This is a genomic window from Streptomyces sp. NPDC049597, from assembly GCF_040675505.1.
Taxonomy (GTDB): domain Bacteria; phylum Actinomycetota; class Actinomycetes; order Streptomycetales; family Streptomycetaceae; genus Streptomyces.
This window is the reverse complement of record NZ_JBFAOY010000002.1, coordinates 276,302-302,816: the sequence shown is the minus strand read 5'-3', so window position 1 is coordinate 302,816 and position 26,515 is coordinate 276,302. Positions and strand designations below refer to the sequence as shown.

Here is a 26,515-nt window from a genome sequence, read left to right as displayed (position 1 = left end):
TTCCCCCCGACCGACGGCAGGATTCGGCGTGACGGTCGACGGTGCCCGCGATGGCGAGCGGTTCAGACCGTAAACACACCGCTCCCCGATGTTCAAAGTCGAACATCGGGGAGAAATCGCCCGAACCGCCCTCCACTTGGGAGGCGTTTGCGCAGGTCGCGCACGGCTTGGGTGAATTTGCTGGACAGTGTCGGCCAGTTGCAGCAAAGAGACGCTTGTCTCACTTGCACAGAACGGACATATGGCAGCGAATCGCCGCTCGAACTACTGGTCGCCCAGGCCGAGATCGAGGCTCTGACCGGGGAGGATGAGATCGGGGTCGGCACCCACGGTCTTCTCGTTCGCCTCGTAGAGCGCGCTCCAGCCTCCGGGCACCTCCCGCTCGTCGGCGATGGCCCACAGAGTGTCGCCCGGCTGGACGGTGTACGCGCCGTCGGCTGTCACTCCGTCACGTGCCGATGCGTCACCTCGCGAGGCATGACGACCGCTTTCGCGCCCCTCGTCCGTGATGCCCGTTTCGGTGTCGTCATGGGCGGGCTCGCCGCGGTGCCTGCCCGTGCCGGTCGCGGAGTCGGGCGCCCCGGCGTCCGTGCCGGCGGACGGGGACTCGGACACCGGCGCGTCGCCGTCCTCGGGCGTGGGCGCCGGGGAGGCGTCCTCCGCAGGGGCCTCCTGCGGACGGCCCGCCTCGCCCCCGGCCGGGTCGTCGGCGGCCGCGTCACCGGAACCGGCCGGCGCGTCCGCGCCGGCGCCCGCGTCGGCCGTCGTCTCGGGGCTCGCCTCGGCGCCGTCCTCCGGGCTCGCGTCCGGCAGGGGCAGCAGGTCCCCGGGGTCGACACCGGTCGAGACGTCGTCGTTGGTCAGCCCCGCGATCGGGGCGCATGCCTGCCAGGCGTCGGGCCCCCGGGCGTCCAGCACCTTCTCCGCGACCGCGATCTGCTGCGAACGGCTCGCCAGGTCGGCGCTCGGCGCGTACGCCGTGCCGCCGAACTCCTCCCACGTCTGCTGCGAGAGCTGCAGCCCGCCGTAGAAGCCGTTGCCGAGGTCGGCGCTCCACATGCCGCCGCTCTCGCATTCGGCGACGCGGTCCCATGTGGCCGCGTCGGCGGCGGAGGCGGAGCCGGCGCCGAGCAGCGGGAGCGCGATGGCGGATCCGGTCACCCCTGCCGCGACGACGATGGCCGGAGCCTGACGGGGGCGGCGGTGACGTCCGTTCCCGGAGCGCATGCGGTTGCCTTTCGCGTGACTACTGGGGACTGTGCGGCCTGCTGATGCCTGCCGAGTCGACGGTGAACGTAGCCGCATTCGAACGTGAGTCACAAGTCGATGCAGCGCAGATCACGTGAAAGTCACAGACTTGACGGTGCGTCAGCTCTCGAGGGGGGTGAACTCAACGGGCAGAGTGCGCAATCCACGCATGATCAGCCCCCCACGCCACCGCAAATCGGCCGGATCGCCCGCAAGTCGCAAGTCCGGCATCCTCCTGAGCAGGGTCGCGATCGCCGTCTGTCCTTCGAGCCGGGCGAGCGGGGCGCCGAGGCAGTAGTGGATGCCGTGCCCGTACCCCAGGTGCTGGTTGTCGCGCCGGGCGAGGTCGAGCGTGTCGGGCTCGGTGAACCGCTCCGGGTCGCGGTCGGCGGCCGCGAGCACGACGAGCACGGGGTCGCCTGCGGCGATCCGCTGTCCGCCGATCTCCAGCGCCTCGGTGGCGAACCGCCAGGTCGCGAGCTCGACAGGGCCGTCGTAGCGCAGGAGTTCCTCCACACCGGTCTCCAGCAGCGCGCTCTCGCCGGCGGCGAGCGAGCTCTGCAGCCGCTCGCGCTGCACGGGATTGCGCAGCAGGGCGTACACGCCGTTGCCGATGAGGTTGACCGTCGTCTCGAAGCCCGCGAAGAGAAGGATGAACGCCATCGCGGCGGCCTCGTTCTCCGTCAGGTGCTCGCCGTGGTCCGACGCCTTGATGAGCCCCGAGATGAGATCGTCTCCCGGCTGTTCACGCTTGCGGTGGATCAGCTCGGCGAGATAGCCGCGCATCTTCTTCACGGAGCGGGCCACTCCGCCACGCGGCCCGCCGCCGTGACGGATCATCATGCCCGCCCAGTCACGGAAGTCGTCCTGGTCCTCGCGGGGGACGCCGAGCATGTCGCAGATGGCGTAGATGGGGAGCGGGAAGGCGAACTCGTGGATGAGGTCCGCCTCGCCGTTCTCGGCGAAGGCGTCGATGAGCCGGTCGGTCAGCTCCTGCACCCGCGGGGCGAACTCGGCCACGCGGCGCGGTGTGAACGCCTTGGAGACCAGGCGGCGCAGCCGTGTGTGGTCCGGCGGGTCGATGTTGAGCAGATGCGTCATCAGCTCGGCCTTGCGCTCACCCGGGATACCCGTCTTGCCCTTGGCGTGCGCGGGCTCGTCGTGGTGCGCCGGGTTCTTGGACAGCCGCTGGTCCGCGAGCGCCTGCCTCGCGTCCGCGTACCGGGTCACCAGCCATGCCTCCACCCCGGAGGGCAGCGCGGTGCGGTGCACCGGCGCGTGCTCGCGCAGCCAGGCGTAGGCGGGGTACGGGTCGGTGGCGAACTCCCAGGTGAAGAGTTCGGGCGGGGTGTTCGGGTCGTTCACACCCCGACGGTATCCGGGCCGCCGTGCCCCTCCGCCGCGCGGATCGCGTCACGGTAGGCGCGGGCCGCCGCGCGCAGGGCCGCCTCCGGGTCGACGCCGTCCGCCTCGGCGCGCACCGCGAGGTGCAGCAGCTCGTACCCGATGCCCTCACCGGCCGGCGGCGGCGCGTCCAGGCCCGCCGTCCGCACCCGTGAGGCGAGCTTGGCCGCGAGCGCGAGGCCGGGCTGGCCGAGCGGGACGCCGTCGGTCACCGACGCGCGCTGCTTCTCGATCGCCTTGGTGCGCAGCCAGTGCGCCTTGACCTCCTCCGGCGTCTCGGCGGTCTCGTCGCCGAAGACGTGCGGATGCCGGTGGATCAGCTTCTCGACGATGGTGCCGGCGACGTCGTCGATCGAGAACGGCTCCGACCCGTCCTCGGCGCGGCCCTCCTCCGCGATGCGCGCGTGGAAGACGACCTGGAGGAGGACGTCGCCGAGCTCCTCGCGCAGTTCGTCGCGGTCGCCGTCCTCGATGGCCTCGACCAGCTCGTAGGCCTCCTCGATGCCGTACTTGGCGAGGCCCTTGTGCGTCTGCTGCGAGGACCAGGGGCAGGCGCGGCGGATGCGGTCCATGACCTCGACGAGGTCGAGCAGCCGCGCGCCGGGCAGGTCGTACGAGCCGGGCAGCAGCTCCAGGTCCGGCATCCGCACCTGGCCGGAACCGCCGAGGCGGGCCAGTCCGTCGGTCAGCGCCCGGTCGCCCTCGCCGGAGGCGAGGACGACCACGGTGCGCCCCCCGGCACAGGCGTCGACCAGCTCCTGGGCGCTCGGCGCGGCCCGCTCGACGGCGACACCCGCCTCGCGCAGGTACGGCAGCTGCGGGTGGGCGGCGTCGGCGCAGTAAACCTGGTCGGCGGCGTGCAGCGTCTGCCACGCCGGCCAGGACAGCAGTCCGGGCGCCACGCGGTGGCTGGCGGTCAGCAGGACGATACGGCCGGCGTCGACAGGTTCGGTCACCCCTCGAACCTACCTCGGCTCAGGTCCTCTCTTTCGGTCGAGCCCGGCAGGATCCGAAAGAGAGGGCCTATGCGCCGGCCTCGACGGCCTCCGCCTCCCGGGACACCTGCGTGATCCAGGGCGCCTTGTAGGCGCCGAGCTCCAGCTTGGTGTCGTCCCAGGCGCCGTAGCGCGGGTTCACGTCGATCTTCAGCGACTTGGCGGCGGCCGTGAACGTCTCGTTCATCCGCTGCTGCCCTTCGGGGCCGTTCGTCACGCCGAGCGCGGCGGCCAGCTTGTTCACGAGGACGTCCCGGCGCACGACCTCGTCGAGCCGGCCGGGCGCGACCCCGCGCTGCTGCAGATACATGGCGGCCAGCTGTTCCTCCCCGCCGGACTGCGCGGCGAGAGCGGCCCGTGCGTCCTGGATCTCCTTGCGGGTGACCTTCACCCCCGCGTCGGCGGCGGCCTTCGCCACGATCCTGTCCACGATCAGGTCGTAGAGCTTGGCCCGCCCGAGCTGCCCGGTGTCCTTGATCAGCTGGGCGGCCTGGGGTGACGCCTGCTGCGCGTCGCGCACGTCCCTGACCTCGGCCTGGACGGTGGACACCTCGATCCGCTGCCCGCCGACGACGGCGGCGGCCCCGGGGTGTGCCTCGTTGCCGCAGGCGGCGAGGAGGGGCGCGGCGGCAATGATCGCGGAGACGACGAGCGCGGTGCGACGACGGCGGTGCAAAGGGGCCTCCCGGCGTGATTGTGCTTCGCTGCACAAAGCCTTGCGGTGATCGATGGTAGGCAGTCGCAGTGGTGTGGGCCACTGATTCGCCAAACGATTCGCCAGGCGGTCGGGATGCGCGGGGCGGCCGGGGCCTACGTGCGCACCCGCTCCCGCTCCGGAGCGTGCTCGCGGCGGCTGTCGGGCCGGAGCATGATCGTGCGGGAGACCACGAACGTCACGGGGATCGCCACCGCCGCCGCGATCAGCGGGGCGTAGCGGCTGCCGAGGTGGAGCACGTCCACCAGCAGGTACACCCCGCTCGTCGTCACCACGAAGTTCGCCGCGTTGGTCAGCGGGAACAGCAGGAACTTCCGCCACGTCGGCCGGGTGCGGTACGTGAAGTACGAGGTCAGGAAGAAGGAGCCGACCATGCTCAGCAGGAAGGCGACGACATGTGCCGCCACGTACGGGAGCCAGGTCAGCAGCAGCAGGTACAGGCCGTAGTACGTCCCGGTGTTCACCACTCCCACCAGGGCGAACCGCACGATCTGGCCCCGTACTGTCATTTCCCTACCAGTTCCCCCGTGCGCCTGTTCCGCTCGTCGTCCCGTAGGGGAAGGCCGGCGTTGGTCGCCTTCACCAGGAAGTGCGGACGCCGCTTCACCTCGTAGTAGATCCGGCCGACGTACTCGCCGACCACTCCGAGCATCAGCATCTGCACGCCGGCGAGCGCGATGACCGCCACGAGTAGGGTGACATACCCGGGGGTGTCCACACCGTTCACCAGGGCGACACCGACGATCCACGCCGCGTACGCCATGGCGACCGCGAGGAGCAGCATTCCCAGATAGATCGCGGCTCGCAGCGGTTTGTTGTTGAACGAGAGCAATCCGTCCAAGCCGTAGTTGAGCAGTTTTCCGAAGCTCCATTTGGAGCGGCCCTGCTCGCGCACCGCGTTCTCGTACTCGAAAGTCGTCGTACGGAATCCGACCCAGGCGAAGATTCCCTTGGAGAACCGGTTGTACTCGGTCAGCTCCAGAATGGCGTCGACCGTCCGCCGCGACAGCAGCCGGAAATCGCCCACCCCGTCCACGAGCTCGACGTCGACCAGCCGGTTGATCAGCCAGTAGTAGGCGCGGGCAGTGACGGTGCGGGTGACCCGGTCGCCCTTGCGGGTGCGCTTGGCGATGACCTGGTCGAAGCCCTCCTCGTGCAGCAGCAGCATGCGTCGGACCAGCTCCGGCGGATGCTGCAGGTCGGCGTCCATGATGACGACCGCGTCGCCCTCGGCATGCCGGAGACCGGCGAGCATCGCCGCCTCCTTGCCGAAGTTGCGGCTGAAGGAGACATAACGCGTACGGGAGTCGGCCTCGGCGATCTCCTTAAGGAGATCAAGCGTTCCGTCCTGACTTCCGTCGTCCACGTAGACCAGCTCGAATTCCTGCCCGAGCAGGCCCAGTTCGGCGGTCACGTGGTCGTGGAAGCGGCCGATGATCTCCTCTTCGTTGAAACACGGGACAACTATCGAGATCAGCACGGGAGAACAACAACCCGCCCGAATGTCCCCACCCCGTGTTCCACATGACATACAGGCGACCATTCGGTGAACTGACCCGCGTGCAGGATGTTTTGACGATCGGCGCTGGCATATTCGATTCATCATGTGGACTCTGCCCTCCGCGCGCGGCCGTGCCGCTGCCCTCGCCGCGCTGATCGCCGTCGGGACGGTGACCGCCGGCGACGCCGTCGCCCGCAGCTTCCCCTTCGGGCCGCGCACCCGCAGCGTGAACGACCTCGGCAACCAGTTCGTCCCGTTCCACGCCCACCTGTGGGACCTGCTCCACGGACGTGCGGACGGCGGTGTGCTGCTCAACTGGCAGTCGGGCTACGGCACCAGCGCGCTGCCCGACCTCGGCACGTATCTGACGAGCCCCTTCTCCCCGCTCGTCGGCCTCTTCCCGCGGGACGGGATCGACCTCGCCGTCTACGTGGTGACGCTCGTCAAGACGGCCGCCGCTGCCGCTGCCATGACCTGGCTGCTCACCGCCCTGCACAAGGGCAACGGCCGCCGGTGGATGGCGGGGGTGCTCGGCGCCTCGTACGCCCTGTGCGGCTGGTCGGTCGTGGAGGCGTCGTACAACCCGATGTGGCTGGACGGCCTGATCGCCTTCCCGCTGCTGTGCCTGGTCGGCGAGTGGGCGCGCAAGGGCAGGAGGCCGCTGCTCGGCCCGGTGATCGTCGCGCTCGTGTGGATCGCCAACTTCTACACCGCGTACATGGCCACGCTCGGCGCGGCGCTGGTGCTCGTCGCCCGGCTGCTGCTGGAGGACGCGCAGGCGCGGGAGAGGGTACAGGCCCTGGTGCGCGCCGCGTGGACGGTGCTGCTGGGCATCGGCCTGTCCGCCCCGGTCCTGGTCCCGGTGTTCCTCGGCTCGAAGCACGCCTACCCGGGGTGGACGAAGGAGTTCGCGCCGGCCGGCTGGACGGACGTGTTCGCCCGCACGCTGCCGGCGACGTACAGCTTCTTCACCCCTGCCGTCTTCGTCGGCGGAGGCGCGCTGCTGCTGGCCGGCGGCCTCGCCTTCAACCGGTCCGTGCCGAGGCGCGAGAGACGGTTGTGGACCGCGCTCGTGGTGGCGGTCGCCGTCTCGCTCCAGTGGGGCCCGACGCACCTGGTGTGGCACGCCTTCGCCACCCCGAACGGCAGCCCCTACCGGCAGACGTTCGTCCTCGCGGGCATCGTCGTCATCGCCGCCTGGACCTGTCTGTCGCGCTGCTGGCCGGGACGGCGCACCCTCCTCGGGGGCGGCGCCGTCGTGGCCCTGATCGCGCTCGGCGCGAGCACCAGCGAACTGGTCACGGGCCCGGCCTACCTGCTGTTCGCCGCGGGGCTGGCCGCCGTGCTCGGCGGCCTTCTGCTCGCCGCCCGGGGCCGGGCCGTTGCGGTGGCCGCGGTCCTGCTCACGGGGGCGCTCGCCGGCCAGGCCGCGGCGACGACCGCGTACGCCGACCGCGAGCGCCCGGCCAGGCTCGACGACTACCCGCCGTGGAGCGCCTCGCACAGCGAGCGGGCGGCGGCCGTCGCCGCCGCCGACGGCTGGCCCGGCTACCGCACGGACCCCGGGCGCACGCAGCTCACCGGCAACGACCCGATCCTGCTGGGCGGCCAGGGCGCCTCGTACTACAGCAGCCACACACCCGACGTCCTGACGCGCACGCTGGCGGCGCTCGGCGGCGGCTGGACGTCGCGCGGCCGCAGTCTGCAGTCCCTGGACAACCCGGTCACGGACGCCGTCTTCTCGGTCGGGGCCCGGCTGCGGACCGCCCCCGAAGGCAAGCCGCAGGTGGTCCGGCAGGAGACGGCCCCGCTCGTGACCGTGCGGCCGGCCGGCACCGAACCGCGCTACGGCGCCTCGCCGTTCCGCAACCAGGAGCTGCTGCTGGGCGCGAAGGTCTACGAGGCCCCGGTCGCGGGCGCCTGTCGCGTCGGCACCGACGTGTTCCTGTGGGCACCCGACTACACGGGGACGGCGCGCGTGGGCGACGGCCCCGCGGTCGAGCTGCGCGGCGGACAGCCCAAGCGGCGGGCGGCGCTCACCCCGCTCGGCACGGTCACAGAGCCCGGCGCCCGCGTCGTCTACGGCGGCCGGGCGCCGCGTGACGCGAGCGTCGGCTGCCTGGACCGCGACCGGCTGAAGGCCGCGGTCGCCGGTCTCACGAGGACGGGTGCGGTGCGGGTGGACGTCACGGACAGCGGCGTCACGGCCGAGCTGCCGCCGGGCACGAAGGGCACGGCCGTGCTCGCCGCGCCGCGGATCGCGGGCTGGAGCTGCGAGGGACGCCCGGCCCACTCGTACCTGGGGCTGGTCGCCGTGCCGCTGGACGGCACGACCTCGACGGTCACCTGCTCGTTCCGGCCTCCGGGCCTGGTGGCGGGGTCCGCCGCGGGTGCGGGCGCGCTGGTCGCGCTGGCCGTCACCGTCCTGCTCGTCAGGCGGCGAGCGGGCGCGGGAGCCGGCCCCCGGCAGGCGTGAGCGGCGGGTGGCGGCACCCCCACGCGGGCGTCACCTCCGCTCGACCTGGAACCGGAAGGTCCTTCACGGCCGTGACATCAAGACTTCACCTGCGCAGCATCAGCCCTTGGTGGGGTCGGGGGCCCTTCACGCGTACGTTCCCGGACATGCCCTTTGTGCCCAACCGTTTGACGAAGCGAGTCCTGCGCCCCGCCCTCACGCTGGTCGAACCGCGCGTGAGATGGGGCGTGGAGCGTGTGACCAGGACCCTGCGGGCCGACGTGGACTCCCTGCGCAGAGAGGTCGAGGAGATGCGCACCCGGCAGTTCGCGCTGGGTCTGCTCCTCGACAGCACGGGCAGGGGGACGCACCGGATGCCGACGCCGGGCGCGATCGACACCCTGGTGCGCCAGATACAGCAGGTGAGCGGCGGCAGCGAGCACGCACGCCGCAGCGTCGTCGTCGCCTACCGCACGGTGGTCGCCCAGGAGGCGCTCGGCGTGGGCAGGCTGGCGGGCTCCACGTCCAACGTGTGCGGAAAGCTCGCCACCGTCCCCCTGCTGGCCCCGCCCAACGGCAACATCCTCGAAATCGGCACCCTCCACGGGCAGTTCGCCTCCGCCCTGATGCGGATGCTGCACCGGTCCGGCACCCGGCCCGACCTGACGATCGTCGACCCCCTGGCCGGCTCCCAGCTCCAGCCGGGCACCACCCACCACGCGGACCCGACGGGCACCCCCGTCCAGGAGGACGTCGTGCGGGCCAACCTGGCGCTCGCCGGCAGCCCGGAGGCGTACGCGTCGCGGATCGAGCGGGGCTTCTCCTCCGACCCCGACGTGCGCGCGGCCGTCTCGGACCGGGAGTACGGCGTGATCATCGTGGACGGCGACCACTCCGAGGACGGGGTGCGGGCCGACCTGGAGTGGGTCGAGGAGATCGCCGCTCCCGGCGGGATCGTGGTGCTCGACGACTACGGCGACAAGAAGTGGCCCGGCGTGCAGGACGCCCTGGACAAGCACCTGGCGTCCGGCTCGTCCCGGCTGCGGATGCTGGGCAGGGTCTCGACGTCGGCCTATCTTCGGGCGAGCTGAGCGCCCGACGCCGCGCCCCGCGGACGGCCCCGCTGCCGGTGACGGCGGCGGGGCCGCCTTCCGTCTCATCCCGGGCGGAACTGCTGCTGCCGCTCCAGTGCGCGCCGCAGCTCCGCCGGGAGCTGGTGGTACGGACCGTACGCGCGCTCCGCGTCGAGCAGGAGCGACTGGAACTGGTGCCGGGCGGCCGTGTGGTCGCCGACCGCCAGCAGCAGGTGGCCGATGCGGTGGCGGACCTGGAGCGCACGGTCGCGGTCGGCGTTCTCGTAGTACGGCAGGACCGCGCGGTACTCGGTGAGGGCGGCGGCCGGCTCGCCGAGCTGCTCCAGGCACTGGGCCGCGTCGAAGCGGTACTGCAGGCTCTGCGGGTCCGACGGGCCCGCCTCCGCCGTGCGGTCGTCGGCGAGGCGGCGCAGCTCGGGCAGCGCGCGGCGGTACTGGCCGTCGTCCATCAGCGTCGCCGCGTACTGCTTGCGCAGGATCCGCACGACGGGCGAGTGCTCGCCGTGCTCTGCGGCGGCGGCCGGGAGGATGCCGCCGAGGATGTCCACCGCCTGGGTGATGCTGCCCTCGCCGAGCAGGCGCTTGACCTCGTCGACGGCCGCGGCCACGTCCGGCCGGGGCGCGGGCGCCACCGGCGGTGCGGCCGGCGACGGGATGCTCACCCGGTCCGGCCACGGCGCGTGCGGGCGCAGGAAGGGGCGGGTGGGGTCCAGCGGCCCGGCCGGCGCGCCGCGCGCGGGCAGCAGGGGGGCCAGCGTCTCGTACACCTCCTGGGCGCCGGACGGCCGGTGCTGCGGGTCCTTGGCCAGCAGGCGCAGGACCAGCGCCTCGAGCGGCTCGGGGACTTCGGGGCGGACCTGGCGGACCGGCAGCGGCGGCTCGTACAGATGCCGGTGCAGGACGCCGAGGGCGGTCGACCCCGCGAACGGCACGTTCCCGCTGAGCAGTTCGTGCAGGAGCACCCCGAGGGCGTACAGATCGGTGTACGGGCCGACCGCGCCGCCCATCGCCTGCTCGGGGGCCATGTAGGCGGGGCTGCCGATCGGCGAACCGGTGTGCGTGAGACGGGTGGTGTCCGTGTCGATGACGGAGGCGACACCGAGGTCGAGCACGGTGACGGTGCCGTCGGGCTTCACCATCACGTTGCGGGGCTTGAGGTCGCGGTGGACGATCGGCACCGCGTGCACCGCGCCGAGCACCGCGCACAGCTGGGCGGCGACGGAGACGGCCCACTCCCAGGGGTAGGGGTCGTGCTCGGCGAGATGGTCCGCGAGGTCCGCGCCCTCCACGTACTGCATGACGAGGTACAGGTCGTCGCCGTCGCTGCCCGCGTCGTGGACGGTGACGAGACCGGGGTGGGAGACCTGGGCCGTGACCCGGCACTCGCGCACGAAGCGGCGGCGCATGTCGTCGGCGGCGGTGGCGGCGGCCATGTGGTCGGGCCGCAGCAGCTTGACGGCCACGCGGCGGTCGAGGCGGGTGTCGTACGCCGTCCAGACCTGGCCCATGCCGCCCTGCCCGATGAGCGCGGACAGCTCGTAACGGCCCGCGACCACCCGGCCGTTCATCTGTCCTCCTCCTTGCGGAGCAGGTCGCTGAGCTCGTCGAGCTCGGCGCGGACCTGCTCGATGCGGCCGGACCGCGGCGGCTCGGAGGCGGGCGCGGGCCGCGGGGCGGCCTGGGGCTGCGGGGCGGGTGCGGTGGGCGGCGTGGGTGCGGGATGCGGCGGGGTCCCTGTCGGGAACTGCGGTTGCGGGGCGGGCGCCGGGTGGCGGTGGACGGGCGCCGGCGGACAGCCGTACGAGGGAACGGCCGTCTGGTAGGGGGAGCCGGGCATCGGCAGGGCGGGCGGCGGCGGCGCGGCGATCCTGTCGTAGTGGCGGATGTCCGTGATCAGGTAGTAGGTCAGCACCCCGAACGTGCCGATGGCGAACCACGCGATCAGCACGAGGGCCGCCGCGTCGGACAGCTCCGCCTCCGGGTCCTCCTCGAGTGTGCTCTCGCCCACGTAGATCAGGCAGGCCACGTGGAACACGATCAGCGCGCACAACAGGATCCAGTGCAGCGCCCTGCGCGTCACGATCGCGAGGCGCAGCATCGGGATCCAGCCCAGCAGGCCGCAACTCAGCACGGTCACGGCCGAGAAGACGACGCGCAGCGCGATGAGCGACCCGGCGGTGGGACGCGGTGGCTGCGGCGGCGGGAAGCCGTGGCCGTGCATTCCTGCTCCTGACACTGACGTACGAAGTGGGACGAGGAGACGAGCGTATACACCGACAAGGACAACGGCTCCGGGGTTGTACGCAGCAGCTGTCCGGTGCATCACTGCGGCCCGGATCCGCCAGGTCACCGGTCCCGGCCACGGTGGGTCACGCGGTCCAGGCCCGATAGGTCACCCGGTCCCGGCCCGGTGGGTCACTCCGGCCGCACGGTACCGTCCGTCAGCCCGTCGTACAGGCCCTGCACCAGCTGTTCGCCCAGCCTGTTCGCGAGCCGCAGCGCGTCCTCGAAATCGGCCAGCGCCCGGAAGCGGGCCCCGTAGCGCTGCTGGTCGGCGAGCGGAAGACGCGGCAGTTGGAGGCGGCGCACGTCGAGGCGGGTCGCGGTCGACGCGTAGCTGCTGGCCTGGCGCTGGTTGGCGCTGCCGCGCAGGAAGCCCGCGAGGAACCAGGGGTCGAGCGCGGCCGGGTCCGGGCGCAGGAGCTGGAGGTTGCGGCCGAGGGCCGCGCCCGACGCGGCGTCGTCGGCCACGCGCACGACCGTGCCGCCGCCGAGCACGGGGACGACGACGTCGCCCGCCTCGACCAGCACGGGCTCCTCCTCGGGGCCGTCGGGCAGGGTCCCGGAGGGGGGCCTGCCCGCCAGGACGTCCTGCTCGGTGAGGACCGCCACGGGGGCGCCGGCCGGAGCGGCGCCCGGTCCTCCGGCACGCAGGACGAGAGCGCCCGCGCGCGCGAGCTCCCCCACGGTGGTGGACGGCCAGTGCGCGGGGGGGGCCGGGGGCTGCTCGACGGGCGGGGGCGTGAGTTCGCCGGTGCGCCGCAGGCACTCCGTCAGCCGTTCGCGCACGGCGCCCAGTTCGGCGGCGCCGCCGCCCGCGGCGGGGGGCGGCAGATGCCGGGCGGGGGCCAGGTCCACGTCGTCGTCGAGGAGTTCGATGACGGGGACGGGCCTGCTCACGCCGGGGTTCTCCGGGGCGGAGCCGTTCCGTTCGAACGGCAGCCACGCCTGCAGCACCGTGTCCTGGACGGCCGGCCAGTCGAGCTTGTCGCGGCCGGCCGCCGTCGCCTGGTCGGTGCCCGCGGCGTCGACGAGGAGCAGGTCGGGCGAAGGCCGGTCGGTGGTGCCGGGCCTGCGCAGCACCCACAGGTGGAGCGGGATGCCGTACGGGGGCGCCGCCCCGGCGGGCAGGGCGATGACGGCGCGCAGGGCGCCGCGGCGCAGCAGCCCGGCACGGATACGGCGGCCGGAGCGGCGGGACGCGGCGGCCGGGGGCATCAGCAGGACCGCGGTGCCGCCGGGGCGCAGGCGTGCGAGCGCGTGCTGGACCCAGGCCAGCTCCGATTCCGTACGCGCGGGGAAGCCGTACTCCCAGCGGGGGTCGTAGGCCAGTTCGTCGTGGCCCCAGTTGCGCTCGTTGAACGGCGGGTGGCACAGCACGGCGTCCGCGCCGAGATCCCCGAACGCGTCCGCGCGCAGGGCGTCCCCGGCCGCCGCCCGTACGTCGGCGTCGGTGTTCAGGGCGAGCCGCAGGGCCGTGAGGGCGGCCAGGCCGGGGTCCGCCTCCTGGGCGTAGAGCGCGGTGGGCCGCTCGACGGCGCGCAGGAGCGCGCCGGTGCCGGAGGCCGGGTCGAGGACGAGGCCGGCGGGACCGGCGAGAGCGGCCATGAGCGCGGCGGGGCCGGGCGGGGTGAGCGTGTACTGCCGCGGATTCGCGTCGAGATGACGGCCCAGCAGGAACTCGAACGCCTGGCGGGCCCCGGTCTCCGCGGCGAGCTCCGCGACCCCGCGCAGTATCGGCACGGAGGGGACGAGCTCCTCGGCGAGCGGTGTCCTCACGGCGCGCGGGGCGCCGAAACGCAGGCTCAGCACCTCCTCCAGTGCGCCGGGCAGCACCTCGGCGAGGCGGTCGTCGGAGACCGCGGAGAGCTCCAGCCAGCCGGCCGGCCTGTCGCGTACGAAAAGGAGCGCGCAGCCGGCGTGCACCAGGGCCGTGACCGCACCACCGGGGTGGCCCGCCACTTGTTGCCAGACCCGTTCGCGCAGCGGGACCTCCGCCAGTTTCCCCTGGTCGCGCAGCCACTGCTCGACATCGGCGAGGGCGAAGGACGGGCTGGTCTCGGTGCCGCCGACGGGCCGGGGGAAGTCGGCGTGGCGACGCCGCCAGTTGCTCACTGCGGCACGGCCCACTCCCGCGAGCCGGGCGATCCCGGCTGCGGTCACCTCTGCTGCGTTGTCCGGCACCCGGCTGGCTCCCCTCGACCTGTTCCGGCGGCGCACCGGCGGCTGTCGCGCGCCCCGACGGGGCGGGTCTGCCCAGCGGGTGGTCCGGCGACCGTCCGCACGGGCGGTTCCGATGCTGTGGCGGCGATCCTACCCGCGTCCACGACCGACATCACTTCACACACCCATGCCACGTGAACGATGAACTCTTGTTGACTCGGTTCACACGCTCTGCTCTTATTGACCCATCGGAACACGGATCCGGCTCCACGGGTCCGCCACAAATTTCGGGGGGTACACCCATGTCGCAGTCCGCCCAGCAGCCCGAGGCGTCGCACGGCGCCTTGACGTACGGCGCTCCCGGCGCGCCCGCCCCGGTGCGCAACGGGCTCGGCACGGCCGCCCTGGTGCTCGGCATCATCGGCACCGTCACCGGGTTCATCCCGCTGCTCTTCTGGCTCGGCGGTCTCCTCGGCCTGCTGGCCCTGGTCCTCGGCCTGCTGGGCCGGGGCCGCGCCAAGCGCGGGGAGGCCACCAACAAGGGCGCCGCGACGGCCGGAGCGATCCTGGGGCTCATCGCGATGATCGTGGGCGTGGTGATCGGCGTCGCCACCGTGAAGGCCGTGGACGACGCGGTCGACGACCTGAACCGGACCACCGAGAACACGGCCCCGAAGGACCCGTCCGACAAGAAGGACGGGGACGGGAAGAACGCGGAGGCCGAGGTGCTCACCGCCGGCGAGAGCATCGTCTACGACGACGACCTGACGGTCACCGTCTCCGCGCCCAAGCCGTTCACGCCCGGCGAGTTCGCCGTCGGCCACACCAAGGGCAACAAGGCCCACCAGGTCACGATCACCATCGAGAACGCCGGCAAGAAGAAGTTCGACTCGACCCTCGTCACGGTCACCGCCCGCGCGGGCAAGGACGGCGTGAGCGCCGAGCAGATCTTCGACGACAAGGCCGGACAGGGCTTCGACAGCACGATCCTGCCCGGCAAGAAGGCCACGGTGACCTACGCCTTCGACACCCCGGCCGACGCGAAGAACCTCACGGTCGAGGTCGTCCCCGACGTCTGGTACGACGCCTCCCAGTGGGACCTGGCGCTCTGAGCCGGTCCCCGGCGCCTGATCCCGCCACCGCGCGGGACGGGACCGCCCCGGGCGGCCGGCTTCCCAGACCGGCGCCCGCCTCGCACCCCGGCGGCCGGCTTCCCTGATCGGCACCCGCCGAGCACCCCCGGCCGCCGGCTTCCCGTGACACCCCGCCGGACAGCCTCCGCCGCCGGCTTTCCCCTGACACCCCGCCGGACACCCCGGGCGCCGGCTTCCCCGACGCCCCGTCGGACACGCCACCCTCCCCCATTCCCTCCCTGCCCCGGAGCTCCCCATGCCTGCTACCGCCCCCCGCCGGTTCACGCGCCTCGTCCGTGCCGCGCTCTGCACCGGCGCCGCCCTCGCCGCGACAGCCTGCGGCCCCTTCTCCGGCGCGTCCGACGAGCAAGACGGACCCTTCCCCGGGATGTCCGGACCGGAGATCGCCGACAAGGCCGCCAAGGCGACCTCGAAGGCGACGTCCCTGACCGTCGACTTCGCCGGTGACACGACCGACGGAAACATCAAGGCGTACATGTCGATCGACTCCAAAGGCGACTGCAAGGGGACGCTCACCCTGGGCGGCACCGGGACCGCGGAGCTCGTGCGTGCCGGCGACACGGCCTACATGCGCTTCGACGAGGCGTTCCTGCGCAGCCAGAACGAGGGCGGCACGGCCGAGGAGAACGCGGAGGTCCTGAAGGCGCTGGGGGGCCGCTGGCTGAAGGAGGAAGCGTCCTCGCCCGAGGCGAAGGAGCAGCTGCAGTTCTGCGAACTCGACACCTTCCTCGGCGAGTTCCGTGAGGGCTTCTCCCTGATACGGCGCGGCGAGACCACCACGCTCCAGGGGAAGCAGGTGGTCGTCCTCACCGAGAAGGACGGGGACGCGAGCTACAAGTTCTACGTCGCCGCCGAGGGCGAGCCGTACGTGCTGAAGGTGGAGCAGAAGGGCGGCGAGGAGCCGGCCACGATGACGTTCACGGACTTCAACAAGCCCCTGGGGCCGATCGAGCCGGCCGCCAAGGACGTCATCGACCAGCACAAGACACAGCCGGGGCAGTGAGCGCACCGGACGCGAACGACCGGGGAGGCCGCAGAGGGGGCGGCCTCCCCGGCCGCTGTGCACGGCCCCCGGCCGCAGCGCCACACCGAAAGCCCGTGACGCGTCCTGGTCTTCGGATGGGTCGCCACCGGCACATGGCCCGGCGGATCCGCCATGATCCGCCCGATGCCGGCCCGGCCCATCGGGTCATGGGTGACGAACTCGTCGCCTCCCCGCCGCCGTACCCGGAGTCAGCCGCCGCACTGGCGCAGCATCGCCTTCTTGTCGGCCGCGGTCACGGGCAGTTCGTACGCCGTCGCCACCTGGGCGAAGCGCACGGCGTAGGAGCAGCGGACGCGCTTGTGGGGCGGCAGCCAGGAGGCCGGCCCCGAGTCGCCCTTCGAACTGTTCGCCCGGCCATCGACCGGCAGCAGATTCAGCGGGTCGTTGGCGAAGCGCCGCCGCTTGGCGTCGTCCCAGCGGGCCGCCCCCATCTGCCAGCCGTACGACAGCGGCACGACGTGGTCTATCTGCACCTCGGCCGCCCGGCGCTTGCGCCACTCGATGGTCCGGCCGGTGTACGGGTCGTCCAGCGTCATGCGCACCACCACGCAGTCGGAGCCCGAGCGGTGGGCCAGACCATGGCCGTCGCGGGCGAGCAGGTCGTTGCGGGTGTCGCAGCCGTTCCGTGAGAACGGCACCCCGTCCGCTGTGTCCATCCACGCGTAACCGAACTCGTCCCGGCCGTAACCGGTCCTCGGCCCGCGTCCCTTGGTCGCCAGCGCCTCGATGATCCCTCGGGCGTCCGCCCGCTCGCGGTCGGTGGTCAGGGCACCGAGACCGGGCCGGGTCCCCTCGGGGTTGTCGAGGGGACTGGTGCCCGCGGACGAGCCCGGTGCCCGTTCTGCGCCGGGGCCGGGCCGGGCACCGGTGCCGTCGCAGCCCGCGAGCGCGATGACGGCCAGCAGTGCGGCCCCTCCCGCGAACGTCCCGTGTCGTGTCACGCCCGTACGCTATCGGGCCCCCGGGACCGTACGCAGACGGGTCGGGCACGGGTCCGTACGGATGCCGCGTTCACCGGGGATGCGCACTGCCGACGACGGCCTGGCCCCTGGAGCCGGACGAACCGTGACCCGCGCGGGTGCGGCGGGGCCGGCCGCGGCCGGCCCCGGTCACCGACGGGCTACGAGCCCAGGATCGTGGTGAGGAACTCGCCCGTCCACGCCAGCAGTTCACGGCCCACCACCGGCTTGCCGCCGATCTTGCCCGTCGTCGGGCGCGGGACGAGGATCTGGTGGACGGCCGGCTTGATGACCGTGCGCGGGTACAGCCGCTTCAGCCTCAGCTCCTGCGACTCACGCAATTCCACCGGCGCGAAGCGGATGTTGGGCCCCTGGAGCACGATCTCGCCGACGCCGCACGCCCGGGCCAGCATCCGCAGGCCCGCCACCAGCAGCAGGTTCTCGACGGGCTCCGGCAACTTGCCGTAGCGGTCGGTGAGCTCCTCGCGGACCGCCTTGACGTCCTCCTCCGAGTTGGCGGAGGCGATCGCGCGGTACGCCTGGAGCCGCAGCCGCTCGCCCGGCGCGTAGTCGTGCGGGACGTGCGCGTCGACCGGCAGCTCGATCTTGACCTCCAGCGGCGGCTCCTCCTGCACGCCGCCCTCCAGCGAGGCCCGGTAGTCCGCGACCGCCTCGCCGACCATCCGCACGTACAGGTCGAAGCCGACGCCGGCGATGTGGCCGGACTGCTCGCCGCCCAGCAGGTTGCCCGCGCCGCGGATCTCCAGGTCCTTCATGGCGACGTACATGCCGGCGCCCATCTCGGTGTGCTGGGCGATCGTCGCGAGCCGCTCGTGCGCCGTCTCCGTGAGCGGCTTCTCCGGCGGGTAGAGGAAGTACGCGTAACCCCGCTCGCGGCCGCGGCCGACGCGGCCGCGCAGCTGGTGCAGCTGGGAGAGGCCGAAGTTGTCGCCGCGCTCCACGATGAGGGTGTTGGCGTTGGAGATGTCGATGCCGGATTCGACGATCGTCGTCGACACGAGCACGTCGAACTTCTTCTCCCAGAAGTCCACGACCACCTGCTCCAGGGCGCTCTCGCCCATCTGGCCGTGGGCCGTGGCGATCCGGGCCTCGGGCACGATCTCCCGCAGCCGCGCGGCCGCACGGTCGATCGACTCGACGCGGTTGTGGATGTAGAAGACCTGGCCCTCGCGCAGCAGTTCGCGCCGCACGGCCGCGCCGATCTGCTTCTCCTCGTACGGGCCGACGAAGGTCAGCACCGGGTGCCGCTCCTCCGGGGGAGTGGTGATGGTGGACATCTCGCGGATGCCCGTGACCGCCATCTCCAGGGTCCGCGGAATGGGCGTGGCGGACATCGTCAGGACGTCCACGTTGGCGCGGAGCTTCTTCAGCTGCTCCTTGTGCTCGACGCCGAAGCGCTGCTCCTCGTCGACGATGACCAGCCCCAGGTCCTTGAACTTCGTCTCGGACGAGAAGAGCCGGTGCGTGCCGATGACGATGTCGACGGAACCGTCCCGCAGCCCCTCCAGCGTCGCCCTCGCCTCGCCGTCCGACTGGAAGCGGGACAACGCGCGTGTGACGACTGGGAATTGGGAGTAGCGCTCGGAGAACGTGCCGAAGTGCTGCTGCACCAGCAGCGTCGTCGGGACGAGGACCGCGACCTGCTTGCCGTCCTGCACCGCCTTGAAGGCGGCCCTCACCGCGATCTCGGTCTTGCCGTAGCCGACGTCGCCGCAGATCAGGCGGTCCATCGGGACCGTCTTCTCCATGTCCTCCTTGACCTCGGCGATCGTGGACAGCTGGTCGGGCGTCTCCGCGTACGGGAAGGCGTCCTCCAGCTCCCGCTGCCAGGGTGTGTCGGGACCGAAGGCGTGGCCCGGGGCGGCCATCCGGGCCGAGTACAGCTTGATGAGGTCGGCGGCGATCTCCTTGACCGCCTTCTTGGCGCGCGCCTTGGTCTTCGTCCAGTCGGCGCCGCCGAGCCGGTGCAGCGTCGGCGCCTCGCCACCCACGTACTTGGTGACCTGCTCCAGCTGGTCGGTGGGGATGTAGAGCCGGTCGCCGGGCTGGCCGCGCTTGGCCGGGGCGTACTCGACGAGCAGGTACTCGCGGGTGGCGCCCTGCACGGTGCGCTGCACCATCTCGATGTAGCGGCCGACGCCGTGCTGCTCGTGGACGATGTAGTCCCCGGTCTCCAGCGTGAGCGGGTCGATGGTCTTGCGGCGCCGCGTCGGCATCCGCTGACCGTCCTTGCCGGCCGCCTTCTGGCCGGACAGGTCGGTCTCGGTGAGGACGGCGAGCCTGAGCGCCGGGTCGACGAAGCCGTGCTCGACGGAGCCGCACGCGACATGGACCACGGACGGTGTGATCTCGGCGAGATCCGCTTCGAGGCGGGCCGGGATGCCCTCGCCGCCCAGCACCTCAACGGTGCGGGAGGCCGGTCCGTGCGCCTCCGTGACGAAGACCGTGCGCCAGCCGTCGGCGAGCCAGCCCTTGGTGTCGGCGAGCGCCCGGGCGGTGTCGCCGCGGTACGTCTCCGGGGCGTGCATGCCCAGCTTGAGCGTGTCCTCGTCGAGGTCCGCGTCGGCGGCGAACGGGGACACCGACCACCACATCATGCCGAGCTCGCGCGCCCGGTCCCGTACGTCCGCGATGCCCCACAGCGAGGCCGCGCCGAGGTCGATGGGGGCCTCCCCCCCGCCCGCGGTCGCCGCCCACGACGCCTGGAGGAACTCCTGGCTCGTCGCGACGAGATCGGCGGCCCTCGTGCGCACCCGCTCCGGGTCGCACACGACGGCCATGGCGCCCTTCGGCAGGACGTCCAGCAGCAGCTCCATGTCGTCGACGAGCACGGGAGCCAGGGACTCCATGCCCTCGACCGCGATGCCCTCGGCGATCTTGCCGAGCAGCTCCCCGAGCTCCGGGTGCGCCTCGGCGAGCGCCGCGGCCCGCCGCCGTACGTCGTCGGTCAGCAGCAGTTCGCGGCAGGGCGGCGCCCACAGACCGTGCTCGGCGACCTCCAGCGAGCGCTGGTCGGCGACCTTGAAGTAACGGATCTCCTCGACGTCGTCGCCCCAGAACTCCACCCGCAGCGGGTGCTCCTCGGTCGGCGGGAAGACGTCCAGGATGCCGCCGCGCACCGCGAACTCGCCGCGTTTCTCGACCAGTTCGACCCGGGAGTACGCCGCGGCGGCGAGGCCCTCCACGACCTCGTTCAGATCGGCCCGCCAACCGGTGCGCAGCTCCACGGGCTCCAGGTCGCCGAGGCCCTTGACCTGCGGCTGCAGCACGGAGCGCACGGGCGCGACGACGACCTGGACGGGGCCTGCCGCCGGGTCGTCGGACGAGGGGTGCGCGAGGCGGCGCAGCACCGCGAGGCGGCGGCCGACCGTGTCGGAGCGGGGCGAGAGCCGCTCGTGCGGCAGCGTCTCCCAGGAGGGGTACTCGACGACGCCCTCGCCGGGCAGCAGCGAGCGCAGCGCGGCGGCCAGGTCCTCGGCCTCGCGGCCGGTCGCGGTGACGGCCAGCACGGGCCTGCCCGCCTCCCGTGCCAGGGCGGCCACGGCGAAGGGCCGCGCGGCGGGCGGCCCCACCAGATCGACGTGCATCCGGTGACCGTCCCCGGCCGCCTTGACCGCTTCGGCGAGCGCCGGGTCACGTACGACGGCATCCAGCAGACCGTGCAGGCTCATGAAGGGCTTTCCGTCCAGGAGGATCCGGGAGGATCCCCGGGGTGGGCAACGCGATGCGCCCGACACGTGGTACGGGCCGGGGGTCTCCAGCGTACGACGGCGGTACGACACCCGCGTCCCGGTCCCGCGCCGCCGGCCGGAGCCGGAACGTCCGCTGGGCCGAGTGCGACGGCGGTCCGTCCCCGGTTCGCCGGCGCAGGCGTCGAACCGGCGTACGCGGGGCAGCTCCACCCCGAGGCGCGCCACCGGCAGGCCGGTGCGGCGGGTGGCCGCGTGCTGCTTGAGCGCCGCCCGCGCCACCGGCAGGCCGGTGCGCCAGGCGGCTGCGTACTGCTGGAGCGCCGCCCCTGACACCCCGCCCCCGCGTCCCGCGCACGGCGACGGCCCCGGACGTCCGTCGTGGACACCCGGGGCCGCCGCCGTCGAGCCCGTACCCCCGTACCGGGCCCAGCTCGCGCGCTACTCCGTGGCGATGGCGTTCAGGACGTTCATCCGGCCCGCGCGGAACGCCGGGACCAGCGCCGCGAACAGGCCCACGAACGCCGAGCCCACGAAGACCGTGATGATCGTCGGCCACGGGATCTCGAGGACGCCCAGGCCCTCCAGTGCCAGCAGCTTCTGCGCCGAGGCGCCCCAGCCCATGCCGAGGCCGAGTCCGAGCAGCGCGCCGAAGAGAGCGATGACGACCGACTCCAGGCGGATCATGCGGCGCAGCTGGCGGCGCGAGAGGCCGATCGCGCGCATCAGGCCGATCTCCCGGGTCCGTTCGACCACCGACAGGGCGAGGGTGTTCACCACACCGAGGACGGCGACGATGATCGCGAGCGCCAGCAGGCCGTAGACGATGTTCAGCAGCTGGCCGATCTGGTCCTTGAGGTCCTGCTTGAAGTCGGTCTGGTTCTGCACCTTGTACTGGGGGTAGTCGGCCAGCGACTTCTTCAGGGCGGCGTACGCCTCCTTCTCCTTGCCGTCCACCGCCTTGGCGAACATGATCAGGTTCTGCGGCATGCGGCCGGCCGGGACGTACCGTGCGGCGGTCGTGAGGTTCAGGTACATCGCGCCCTTGTCGACGTTCGTGTCGTCGGAGGTGATGGCGGCGACCTTCAGCTCCGCGCTCCGCCCGTGCTGGAACGCCACCCGGATCGTGTCGCCGACCTCCACGCCGTGCTTCCTCGCGTAGTCGTCGCCGACGGACATGGCGTCCTTGCCGTACGCGGCCTTCAGCTCGCCCGCGACGGTCTCGCGGCGCAGGTCGTCGGCGTACGTCGGGTCGGCGGCGACCAGGTTCAGGTCCTCGATGCCGCCGTCAGGGGCGGTGATCTTCGCCCGCACGGACCGGTACTCGGTGATGTGCGCGATGTCCGGCGCCTTCTCCAGCGCCTGCTGGGCCCTCGGCACGATCGGCCGGCCGTCGTTGGCCGAGGACTGGACGATGAAGTCCGCGCCGACCGACTTGTCCAGCTCCTGTGTCGCCGAGGCGACCATGGACGAGCCGACCACGGACAGGCAGGCCACCAGCGCGAGGCCGATCATCAGCGCGGCACCGGTCGCTCCGGTCCGGCGCGGGTTGCGCAGCGCGTTGCGCTCCGCCATGCGTCCCACGGGACCGAACATCCGCAGCACCAGGGCGCTGATCACCCGGACCACCACGCCGGCGAGCAGGGGGCCGATGACGATGAAGCCGATCAGGGACAGCACGACGCCCAGGCCGAGGAACACCGATCCCTCGCTCGCCTTGCCGGCCCGGGTGGCGACGACGAGCGCGGCCGCACCGGCGCCCGTGAGGACGAGGCCGATGACGGCGCGGAGCAGTCCGGCCCTGCCGTCCGCCGGGGTTCCGGCGTCGCGCAGCGCGGCCATCGGGGAGACCTTGCCGGCCCGGCGGGCCGGGACGTAGGCGGCGAGCACGGTCACCACGATGCCGAGCACCAGACCGACCGCGGGCGTCGTCCACTTCACGGTCAGGTCGTCGGTCGAGAGGTTCATGCCGACCGCGCCCATGAGCTTCATCAGCCCGACGGCCAGGCCGACACCGGCCGCGACGCCGGCGACGGAGCCGACCACGCCGAGCAGCACCGCCTCGACGAGCACGGAACGGTTGACCTGCCTGCGGCTGGAGCCGATCGCCCGCATCAGGCCGATCTCGCGCGTGCGCTGGGCGACCAGCATGGAGAAGGTGTTGACGATCAGGAAGATGCCGACGAGGAGCGCGATCCCGGCGAAGCCGAGCATCGCGTACTTCATCACGTCGAGGAAGGAACCGACCTCCTCACGGCCGGCGTCCGCCGCTTCCTTCGCGGTCTGGAGCTTGTAGGGGGCGTCCAGCGCGGCGGCCACGTTCTTCTTGAGCTGCTCGTCCGCCACGCCGGGCGCGGCCGTGACCAGGATGTGCGTGAACTGGCCCTCATTGCCGAGGAGTCCGCGCTGTGCGGTCGCGGTGTCGAAGTAGACGACGGCCGCGCCCGGGTTGGTGACCTTGAAGGAGGCGATGCCGGAGATCTTCGCGGTGAGGTCGCCGGTGACGGCGATCGTGCGCAGCTCGTCGCCGAGCTCCAGGCCGTGCTTGTCGGCCGTGTCGGCGTCGACCATCACCTCGGTGGGGCCCCGGGGGGCGTGACCGGAGGTGATCTCCATGGACTTGAGTTCGTTCCTCGTCCAGTTGGCGGCGATGGTCGGGGCTCCGCCGTCGGACCCCATGTTCTTGTTCGACGAGTCGACGACGGTCACGCTCATGCTCATGACCGCGCCCTCGGCGGAGGCGACGCCTTCGGCGGAGGCGACCTCGTCGAGGAGGGAGGCCGGCAGGGCCTCCGGCCTGCCGGTGGCCGGGTTCTCGTCGTCGCCGGAGCCCTTGGGACTGACGGTGACGTCGGAGGCGGTGACGGCGAAGAGTTTGTCGAACGTGGTGTTCATGGTGTCGGTGAACACCAGCGTGCCCGACACGAAGGCCACGGACAGCAGCACCGCCACCGCGGACAGGGCCATGCGGCCCTTGTGCGCGAGGAAGTTGCGCAGGGAGGTCTTGAGGACGCTCATGAGGTGCGCCCCCGGGCGTCGAAGTCCTTCATCCGGTCCAGGACGGCGTCGGCGGTGGGCCGGAGCATCTCGTCGACGATGCGGCCGTCGGCGAGGTAGAGCACGCGGTCCGCGTAGGAGGCGGCGACCGGGTCGTGCGTGACCATCACGATCGTCTGGCCGAGTTCGTCGACGGATCGGCGCAGGAAGCCGAGGACTTCGGCGCCCGCCCGCGAGTCGAGGTTCCCGGTCGGCTCGTCACCGAAGATGATCTCGGGCCGGGCGGCCAGGGCGCGGGCGACGGCCACGCGCTGCTGCTGGCCGCCGGACAGCTGGGTCGGCCGGTGCTTCAGCCGCTCCCCCAGGCCGACGGTCTCGACGACCCGGTTCAGCCAGGCGGCGTCCGGCTTGCGGCCGGCGATGTCCATGGGAAGCGTGATGTTCTCCAGGGCGTTCAGCGTCGGCAGCAGGTTGAACGCCTGGAAGATGAACCCGATCCGGTCCCGGCGCAGTTGCGTCAGCTTCTTGTCCTTGAGCCCGGTGATCTCGGTGTCGTCGAGGTAGATCTGCCCGGAGGTGACGGTGTCGAGGCCGGCCAGGCAGTGCATCAGGGTCGATTTGCCCGAGCCGGACGGGCCCATGATGGCGGTGAACTGCCCCCGGGCGATGTCCACGTCGACGTGGTCGAGCGCGACGACCCGGGTCTCCCCGGCGCCGTAAGCCTTGACGACCTGCCGCCCCCGTGCGGCGACGGCCGTGCGCCCTCCGGTCTCCCCATGGGCGGGGGTGGTTACAGCCGTAGTCACGGTAGGTCTCCTAGCTGTGGGAAGTGACGACGTCCGATCGCCACGGATACGAGTCGAGTCTTGCGACAGAAGCGGTCACGCGCGCTGGTGCGAGGCGCAGTCCTGACCGGGGGTTCTCCCCACCCCCCGCCGGTGCGCGGCACCGACCGCGGCTGTAGGACCAAGGTAAGGAACGGCCCCGCACCTTCTCGTCGTCCGCCCGGACGACCGCTCCCTGAGCGGAAGTAAGGACAAACCCCTAGGGGCCTCCACCCCCAGGCGGAGCCGCGGTACGACGAGAGTGCACCCTCCCCCTGCGTCAGGTTCAAGTGAGAGGGTGTCCCCCGGAAATAGATGCAGGGGGAAAGGATCTGGACGTGAGCGTGGAGGAGACACCCCGGGGCCCCACGGCCTCCCCGGCGACCGGCGACTCGGCGGCGGGGGGCGGCGGGAAGGCCGACCCGGCCACGGCGCGCCGCGGGCGCGTGGTGGCCGCGCTCATGCTCGGGATGGCGCTCGCCGCGCTGGACGGGACCATCGTGTCCACCGCCGTACCGCAGATCGTGGGCGATCTCGGCGGGTTCTCCGTGTTCTCCTGGCTGTTCGCCGGCTACCTGCTCGCCGTCACCGTCACCCTGCCCGTCTACGGCAAGCTGTCGGACACCTTCGGCCGCAAGCCCGTCCTCGTCGCGGGCATCGTGCTGTTCCTGATCGGCTCGCTGCTGTGCGCCGTCGCCTGGAACATGGCCGCGCTCATCGCGTTCCGCGTCGTCCAGGGGCTGGGCGGCGGCGCGCTCCAGGGCACGGTGCAGACGATCGCCGCCGACCTCTATCCGCTGAAGGAACGGCCCAGGATCCAGGCGAGGCTGTCGACGGTGTGGGCGACGTCGGCGGTCGCGGGCCCGGCGATCGGCGGGCTGCTCGCCGCGTACGCCGACTGGCGCTGGATCTTCCTGCTCAACCTGCCGGTCGGCGCCGTCGCCCTGTGGCTGGTCGTCCGCCACCTGGTCGAGCCGTCCCGCCCCGCGCCCGCGGCCCGGCCCCGCGTCGACTGGGCCGGAGCGCTGCTCGTCTTCGCGGCGGGCAGCCTGCTCCTCACCGCCCTGGTCCAGGGCGGCATCGCCTGGCCCTGGCTGTCGGCTCCCTCCCTCGCGCTGCTCGGCGGCAGCGCCGTCCTGATCGCCGCCACGGTCGTCGTCGAGCGCCGTGCCGCCGAGCCGATCATCCCCGGCTGGGTCTGGCGCCGCCGCACCATCGCGGCGGTGAACCTCGCCCTGGGGGCGCTCGGCCTGCTGATGGTGGCGCCCACGGTGTTCCTGCCGACGTACGCGCAGTCCGTCCTCGGCCTCGGGCCGATCGCCGCGGGCTTCGTGCTCTCGGTGATGACGCTGAGCTGGCCGGTCAGCGCCGCGCTGTCCAACCACGTCTACACACGCATCGGCTTCCGCCTGACCGCGATCATCGGCATCGCTCTGGCCATGCTGATCCTGCTCGCGTTCCCCTTGCTGCCGTTCCCCGGGGCTCCCTGGCAGCCGGCGCTCATCATGCTGCTGCTCGGCGCCGCGCTCGGCCTCTTCCAGCTCCCCCTGATCGTCGGCGTCCAGTCCACGGTCGGCTGGTCCGAGCGCGGCACGACGACCGCGTCGGTCCTCTTCTGCCGCCAGGTGGGCCAGTCGGTGGGCGCGGCCCTGTTCGGCGCGGTCGCCAACGCCGTGCTCGTCTCCCGCCTGGGCGGGGGCGACCTCGACTCGGTCTCGCGGGCGCTGGAACACCCCGCCTCGGGCGCGGCGACCGACCAGCTCCGCAGGGCGGTGGCCGCGGCGGTGGACCACGTCTACGTGGGCGCGGCGGCCGCCGCCGGACTGGCGCTGCTGGCGCTGGTGTTCGTGGCGCCGCGCCGGTTCCCGGTCATCGCCGACAAGGCCGACGCCTGAGACGCCCGTCGACCGGCAGCGGGCCCGTTGCCCCGAATCGTCACCGAAACGACATACCGAACGGTCAGTAACCTCT

The 26,515-nt window shown here is 72.5% G+C and carries 18 protein-coding genes; 5 read left to right on the top strand and 13 right to left on the bottom strand.

Annotated elements, in window-relative coordinates; genetic code table 11:
* Positions 1-264: 264 nt before the first annotated feature.
* The 6 genes from AB0K02_RS05190 to AB0K02_RS05165 all read right to left on the bottom strand — a co-directional run bounded on the left by AB0K02_RS05190 (position 265) and on the right by AB0K02_RS05165 (position 5,842).
* Complete coding sequence (locus tag AB0K02_RS05190; protein WP_365990980.1) at positions 265-1,227, bottom strand: transglycosylase family protein; 963 nt, start codon at positions 1,225-1,227, stop codon at positions 265-267.
* A 141-nt stretch (positions 1,228-1,368) separates the two neighbouring features.
* Positions 1,369-2,613 (bottom strand): cytochrome P450, encoded by a 1,245-nt coding sequence (locus AB0K02_RS05185; protein WP_365990979.1) that lies wholly within the window; start codon positions 2,611-2,613, stop codon positions 1,369-1,371.
* The gene (locus AB0K02_RS05180) at positions 2,610-3,608 is read right to left on the bottom strand and encodes a nucleoside triphosphate pyrophosphohydrolase (protein ID WP_365990978.1); all 999 of its coding nucleotides are present in this window, start codon (positions 3,606-3,608) and stop codon (positions 2,610-2,612) included. The genes AB0K02_RS05185 and AB0K02_RS05180 overlap by 4 nt, the downstream gene beginning before the upstream one ends.
* 67 nt (positions 3,609-3,675) lie before the next feature.
* Complete coding sequence (locus AB0K02_RS05175) at positions 3,676-4,323, bottom strand: SurA N-terminal domain-containing protein (protein WP_365990977.1); 648 nt, start codon at positions 4,321-4,323, stop codon at positions 3,676-3,678.
* Positions 4,324-4,457: 134 nt separating this feature from the next.
* The gene (locus AB0K02_RS05170; protein WP_365990976.1) at positions 4,458-4,871 is read right to left on the bottom strand and encodes a GtrA family protein; all 414 of its coding nucleotides are present in this window, start codon (positions 4,869-4,871) and stop codon (positions 4,458-4,460) included.
* Positions 4,868-5,842: a glycosyltransferase family 2 protein gene (locus AB0K02_RS05165; RefSeq protein ID WP_365990975.1), complete on the bottom strand. Its 975-nt coding sequence runs from the start codon at positions 5,840-5,842 to the stop codon at positions 4,868-4,870. Before AB0K02_RS05165 ends, AB0K02_RS05170 begins: the two co-directional genes overlap by 4 nt.
* A 124-nt stretch (positions 5,843-5,966) precedes the next feature.
* Here AB0K02_RS05165 and AB0K02_RS05160 point away from each other — a divergent pair, with 124 nt between their 5' ends.
* Complete coding sequence (locus AB0K02_RS05160) at positions 5,967-8,339, top strand: YfhO family protein (protein WP_365990974.1); 2,373 nt, start codon at positions 5,967-5,969, stop codon at positions 8,337-8,339.
* 146 nt (positions 8,340-8,485) lie between these two features.
* Complete coding sequence (locus tag AB0K02_RS05155) at positions 8,486-9,409, top strand: class I SAM-dependent methyltransferase (RefSeq protein ID WP_365990973.1); 924 nt, start codon at positions 8,486-8,488, stop codon at positions 9,407-9,409.
* A 65-nt stretch (positions 9,410-9,474) separates the two neighbouring features.
* Here AB0K02_RS05155 and AB0K02_RS05150 read toward each other — a convergent pair whose 3' ends face one another.
* The 3 genes from AB0K02_RS05150 to AB0K02_RS05140 form a co-directional block, all read right to left on the bottom strand.
* Positions 9,475-10,980, bottom strand: coding sequence for a serine/threonine-protein kinase (locus tag AB0K02_RS05150; RefSeq protein WP_365990972.1), 1,506 nt, complete (start codon positions 10,978-10,980; stop codon positions 9,475-9,477).
* On the bottom strand, positions 10,977-11,633 hold the full coding sequence (locus AB0K02_RS05145; protein ID WP_365990971.1) for a hypothetical protein: 657 nt from the start codon (positions 11,631-11,633) through the stop codon (positions 10,977-10,979). The genes AB0K02_RS05150 and AB0K02_RS05145 overlap by 4 nt, the downstream gene beginning before the upstream one ends.
* A 194-nt stretch (positions 11,634-11,827) precedes the next feature.
* The gene (locus AB0K02_RS05140) at positions 11,828-13,876 is read right to left on the bottom strand and encodes an N-6 DNA methylase (protein WP_365990970.1); all 2,049 of its coding nucleotides are present in this window, start codon (positions 13,874-13,876) and stop codon (positions 11,828-11,830) included.
* Between the two features lie 281 nt (positions 13,877-14,157).
* Here AB0K02_RS05140 and AB0K02_RS05135 point away from each other — a divergent pair, with 281 nt between their 5' ends.
* Entirely contained in the window at positions 14,158-14,967 is an 810-nt protein-coding gene (locus AB0K02_RS05135) for a DUF4352 domain-containing protein (protein WP_365990969.1), read from the top strand.
* Between the two features lie 277 nt (positions 14,968-15,244).
* Positions 15,245-16,012: a hypothetical protein gene (locus AB0K02_RS05130; RefSeq protein WP_365990968.1), complete on the top strand. Its 768-nt coding sequence runs from the start codon at positions 15,245-15,247 to the stop codon at positions 16,010-16,012.
* 230 nt (positions 16,013-16,242) lie between these two features.
* Here AB0K02_RS05130 and AB0K02_RS05125 read toward each other — a convergent pair whose 3' ends face one another.
* The 4 genes from AB0K02_RS05125 to AB0K02_RS05110 form a co-directional block, all read right to left on the bottom strand.
* Entirely contained in the window at positions 16,243-16,947 is a 705-nt protein-coding gene (locus AB0K02_RS05125) for an HNH endonuclease family protein (RefSeq protein ID WP_365991021.1), read from the bottom strand.
* Between the two features lie 227 nt (positions 16,948-17,174).
* Positions 17,175-20,705, bottom strand: coding sequence for a transcription-repair coupling factor (gene mfd, locus AB0K02_RS05120; protein ID WP_365990967.1), 3,531 nt, complete (start codon positions 20,703-20,705; stop codon positions 17,175-17,177).
* Positions 20,706-21,164: 459 nt separating this feature from the next.
* Complete coding sequence (locus AB0K02_RS05115; RefSeq protein ID WP_365990966.1) at positions 21,165-23,741, bottom strand: FtsX-like permease family protein; 2,577 nt, start codon at positions 23,739-23,741, stop codon at positions 21,165-21,167.
* Positions 23,738-24,526, bottom strand: coding sequence for an ABC transporter ATP-binding protein (locus tag AB0K02_RS05110; RefSeq protein WP_365990965.1), 789 nt, complete (start codon positions 24,524-24,526; stop codon positions 23,738-23,740). The genes AB0K02_RS05115 and AB0K02_RS05110 overlap by 4 nt, the downstream gene beginning before the upstream one ends.
* Before the next feature lie 356 nt (positions 24,527-24,882).
* Between AB0K02_RS05110 and AB0K02_RS05105 the strand changes: the two genes are divergently transcribed.
* Complete coding sequence (locus AB0K02_RS05105) at positions 24,883-26,439, top strand: MFS transporter (protein WP_365990964.1); 1,557 nt, start codon at positions 24,883-24,885, stop codon at positions 26,437-26,439.
* The last annotated feature ends 76 nt before the right edge of the window (positions 26,440-26,515 follow it).

Coding starts and splice junctions, on each gene's coding strand:
- AB0K02_RS05115 (WP_365990966.1), bottom strand. CDS start 23,741: ATGAGCGTCCTCAAGACCTCCCTGCGCAACTTCCTCGCGCACAAGGGC.
- AB0K02_RS05130 (WP_365990968.1), top strand. CDS start 15,245: ATGCCTGCTACCGCCCCCCGCCGGTTCACGCGCCTCGTCCGTGCCGCG.
- mfd (WP_365990967.1), bottom strand. CDS start 20,705: ATGAGCCTGCACGGTCTGCTGGATGCCGTCGTACGTGACCCGGCGCTC.
- AB0K02_RS05190 (WP_365990980.1), bottom strand. CDS start 1,227: ATGCGCTCCGGGAACGGACGTCACCGCCGCCCCCGTCAGGCTCCGGCC.
- AB0K02_RS05150 (WP_365990972.1), bottom strand. CDS start 10,980: ATGAACGGCCGGGTGGTCGCGGGCCGTTACGAGCTGTCCGCGCTCATC.
- AB0K02_RS05135 (WP_365990969.1), top strand. CDS start 14,158: ATGTCGCAGTCCGCCCAGCAGCCCGAGGCGTCGCACGGCGCCTTGACG.
- AB0K02_RS05170 (WP_365990976.1), bottom strand. CDS start 4,871: ATGACAGTACGGGGCCAGATCGTGCGGTTCGCCCTGGTGGGAGTGGTG.
- AB0K02_RS05160 (WP_365990974.1), top strand. CDS start 5,967: ATGTGGACTCTGCCCTCCGCGCGCGGCCGTGCCGCTGCCCTCGCCGCG.
- AB0K02_RS05155 (WP_365990973.1), top strand. CDS start 8,486: ATGCCCTTTGTGCCCAACCGTTTGACGAAGCGAGTCCTGCGCCCCGCC.
- AB0K02_RS05145 (WP_365990971.1), bottom strand. CDS start 11,633: ATGCACGGCCACGGCTTCCCGCCGCCGCAGCCACCGCGTCCCACCGCC.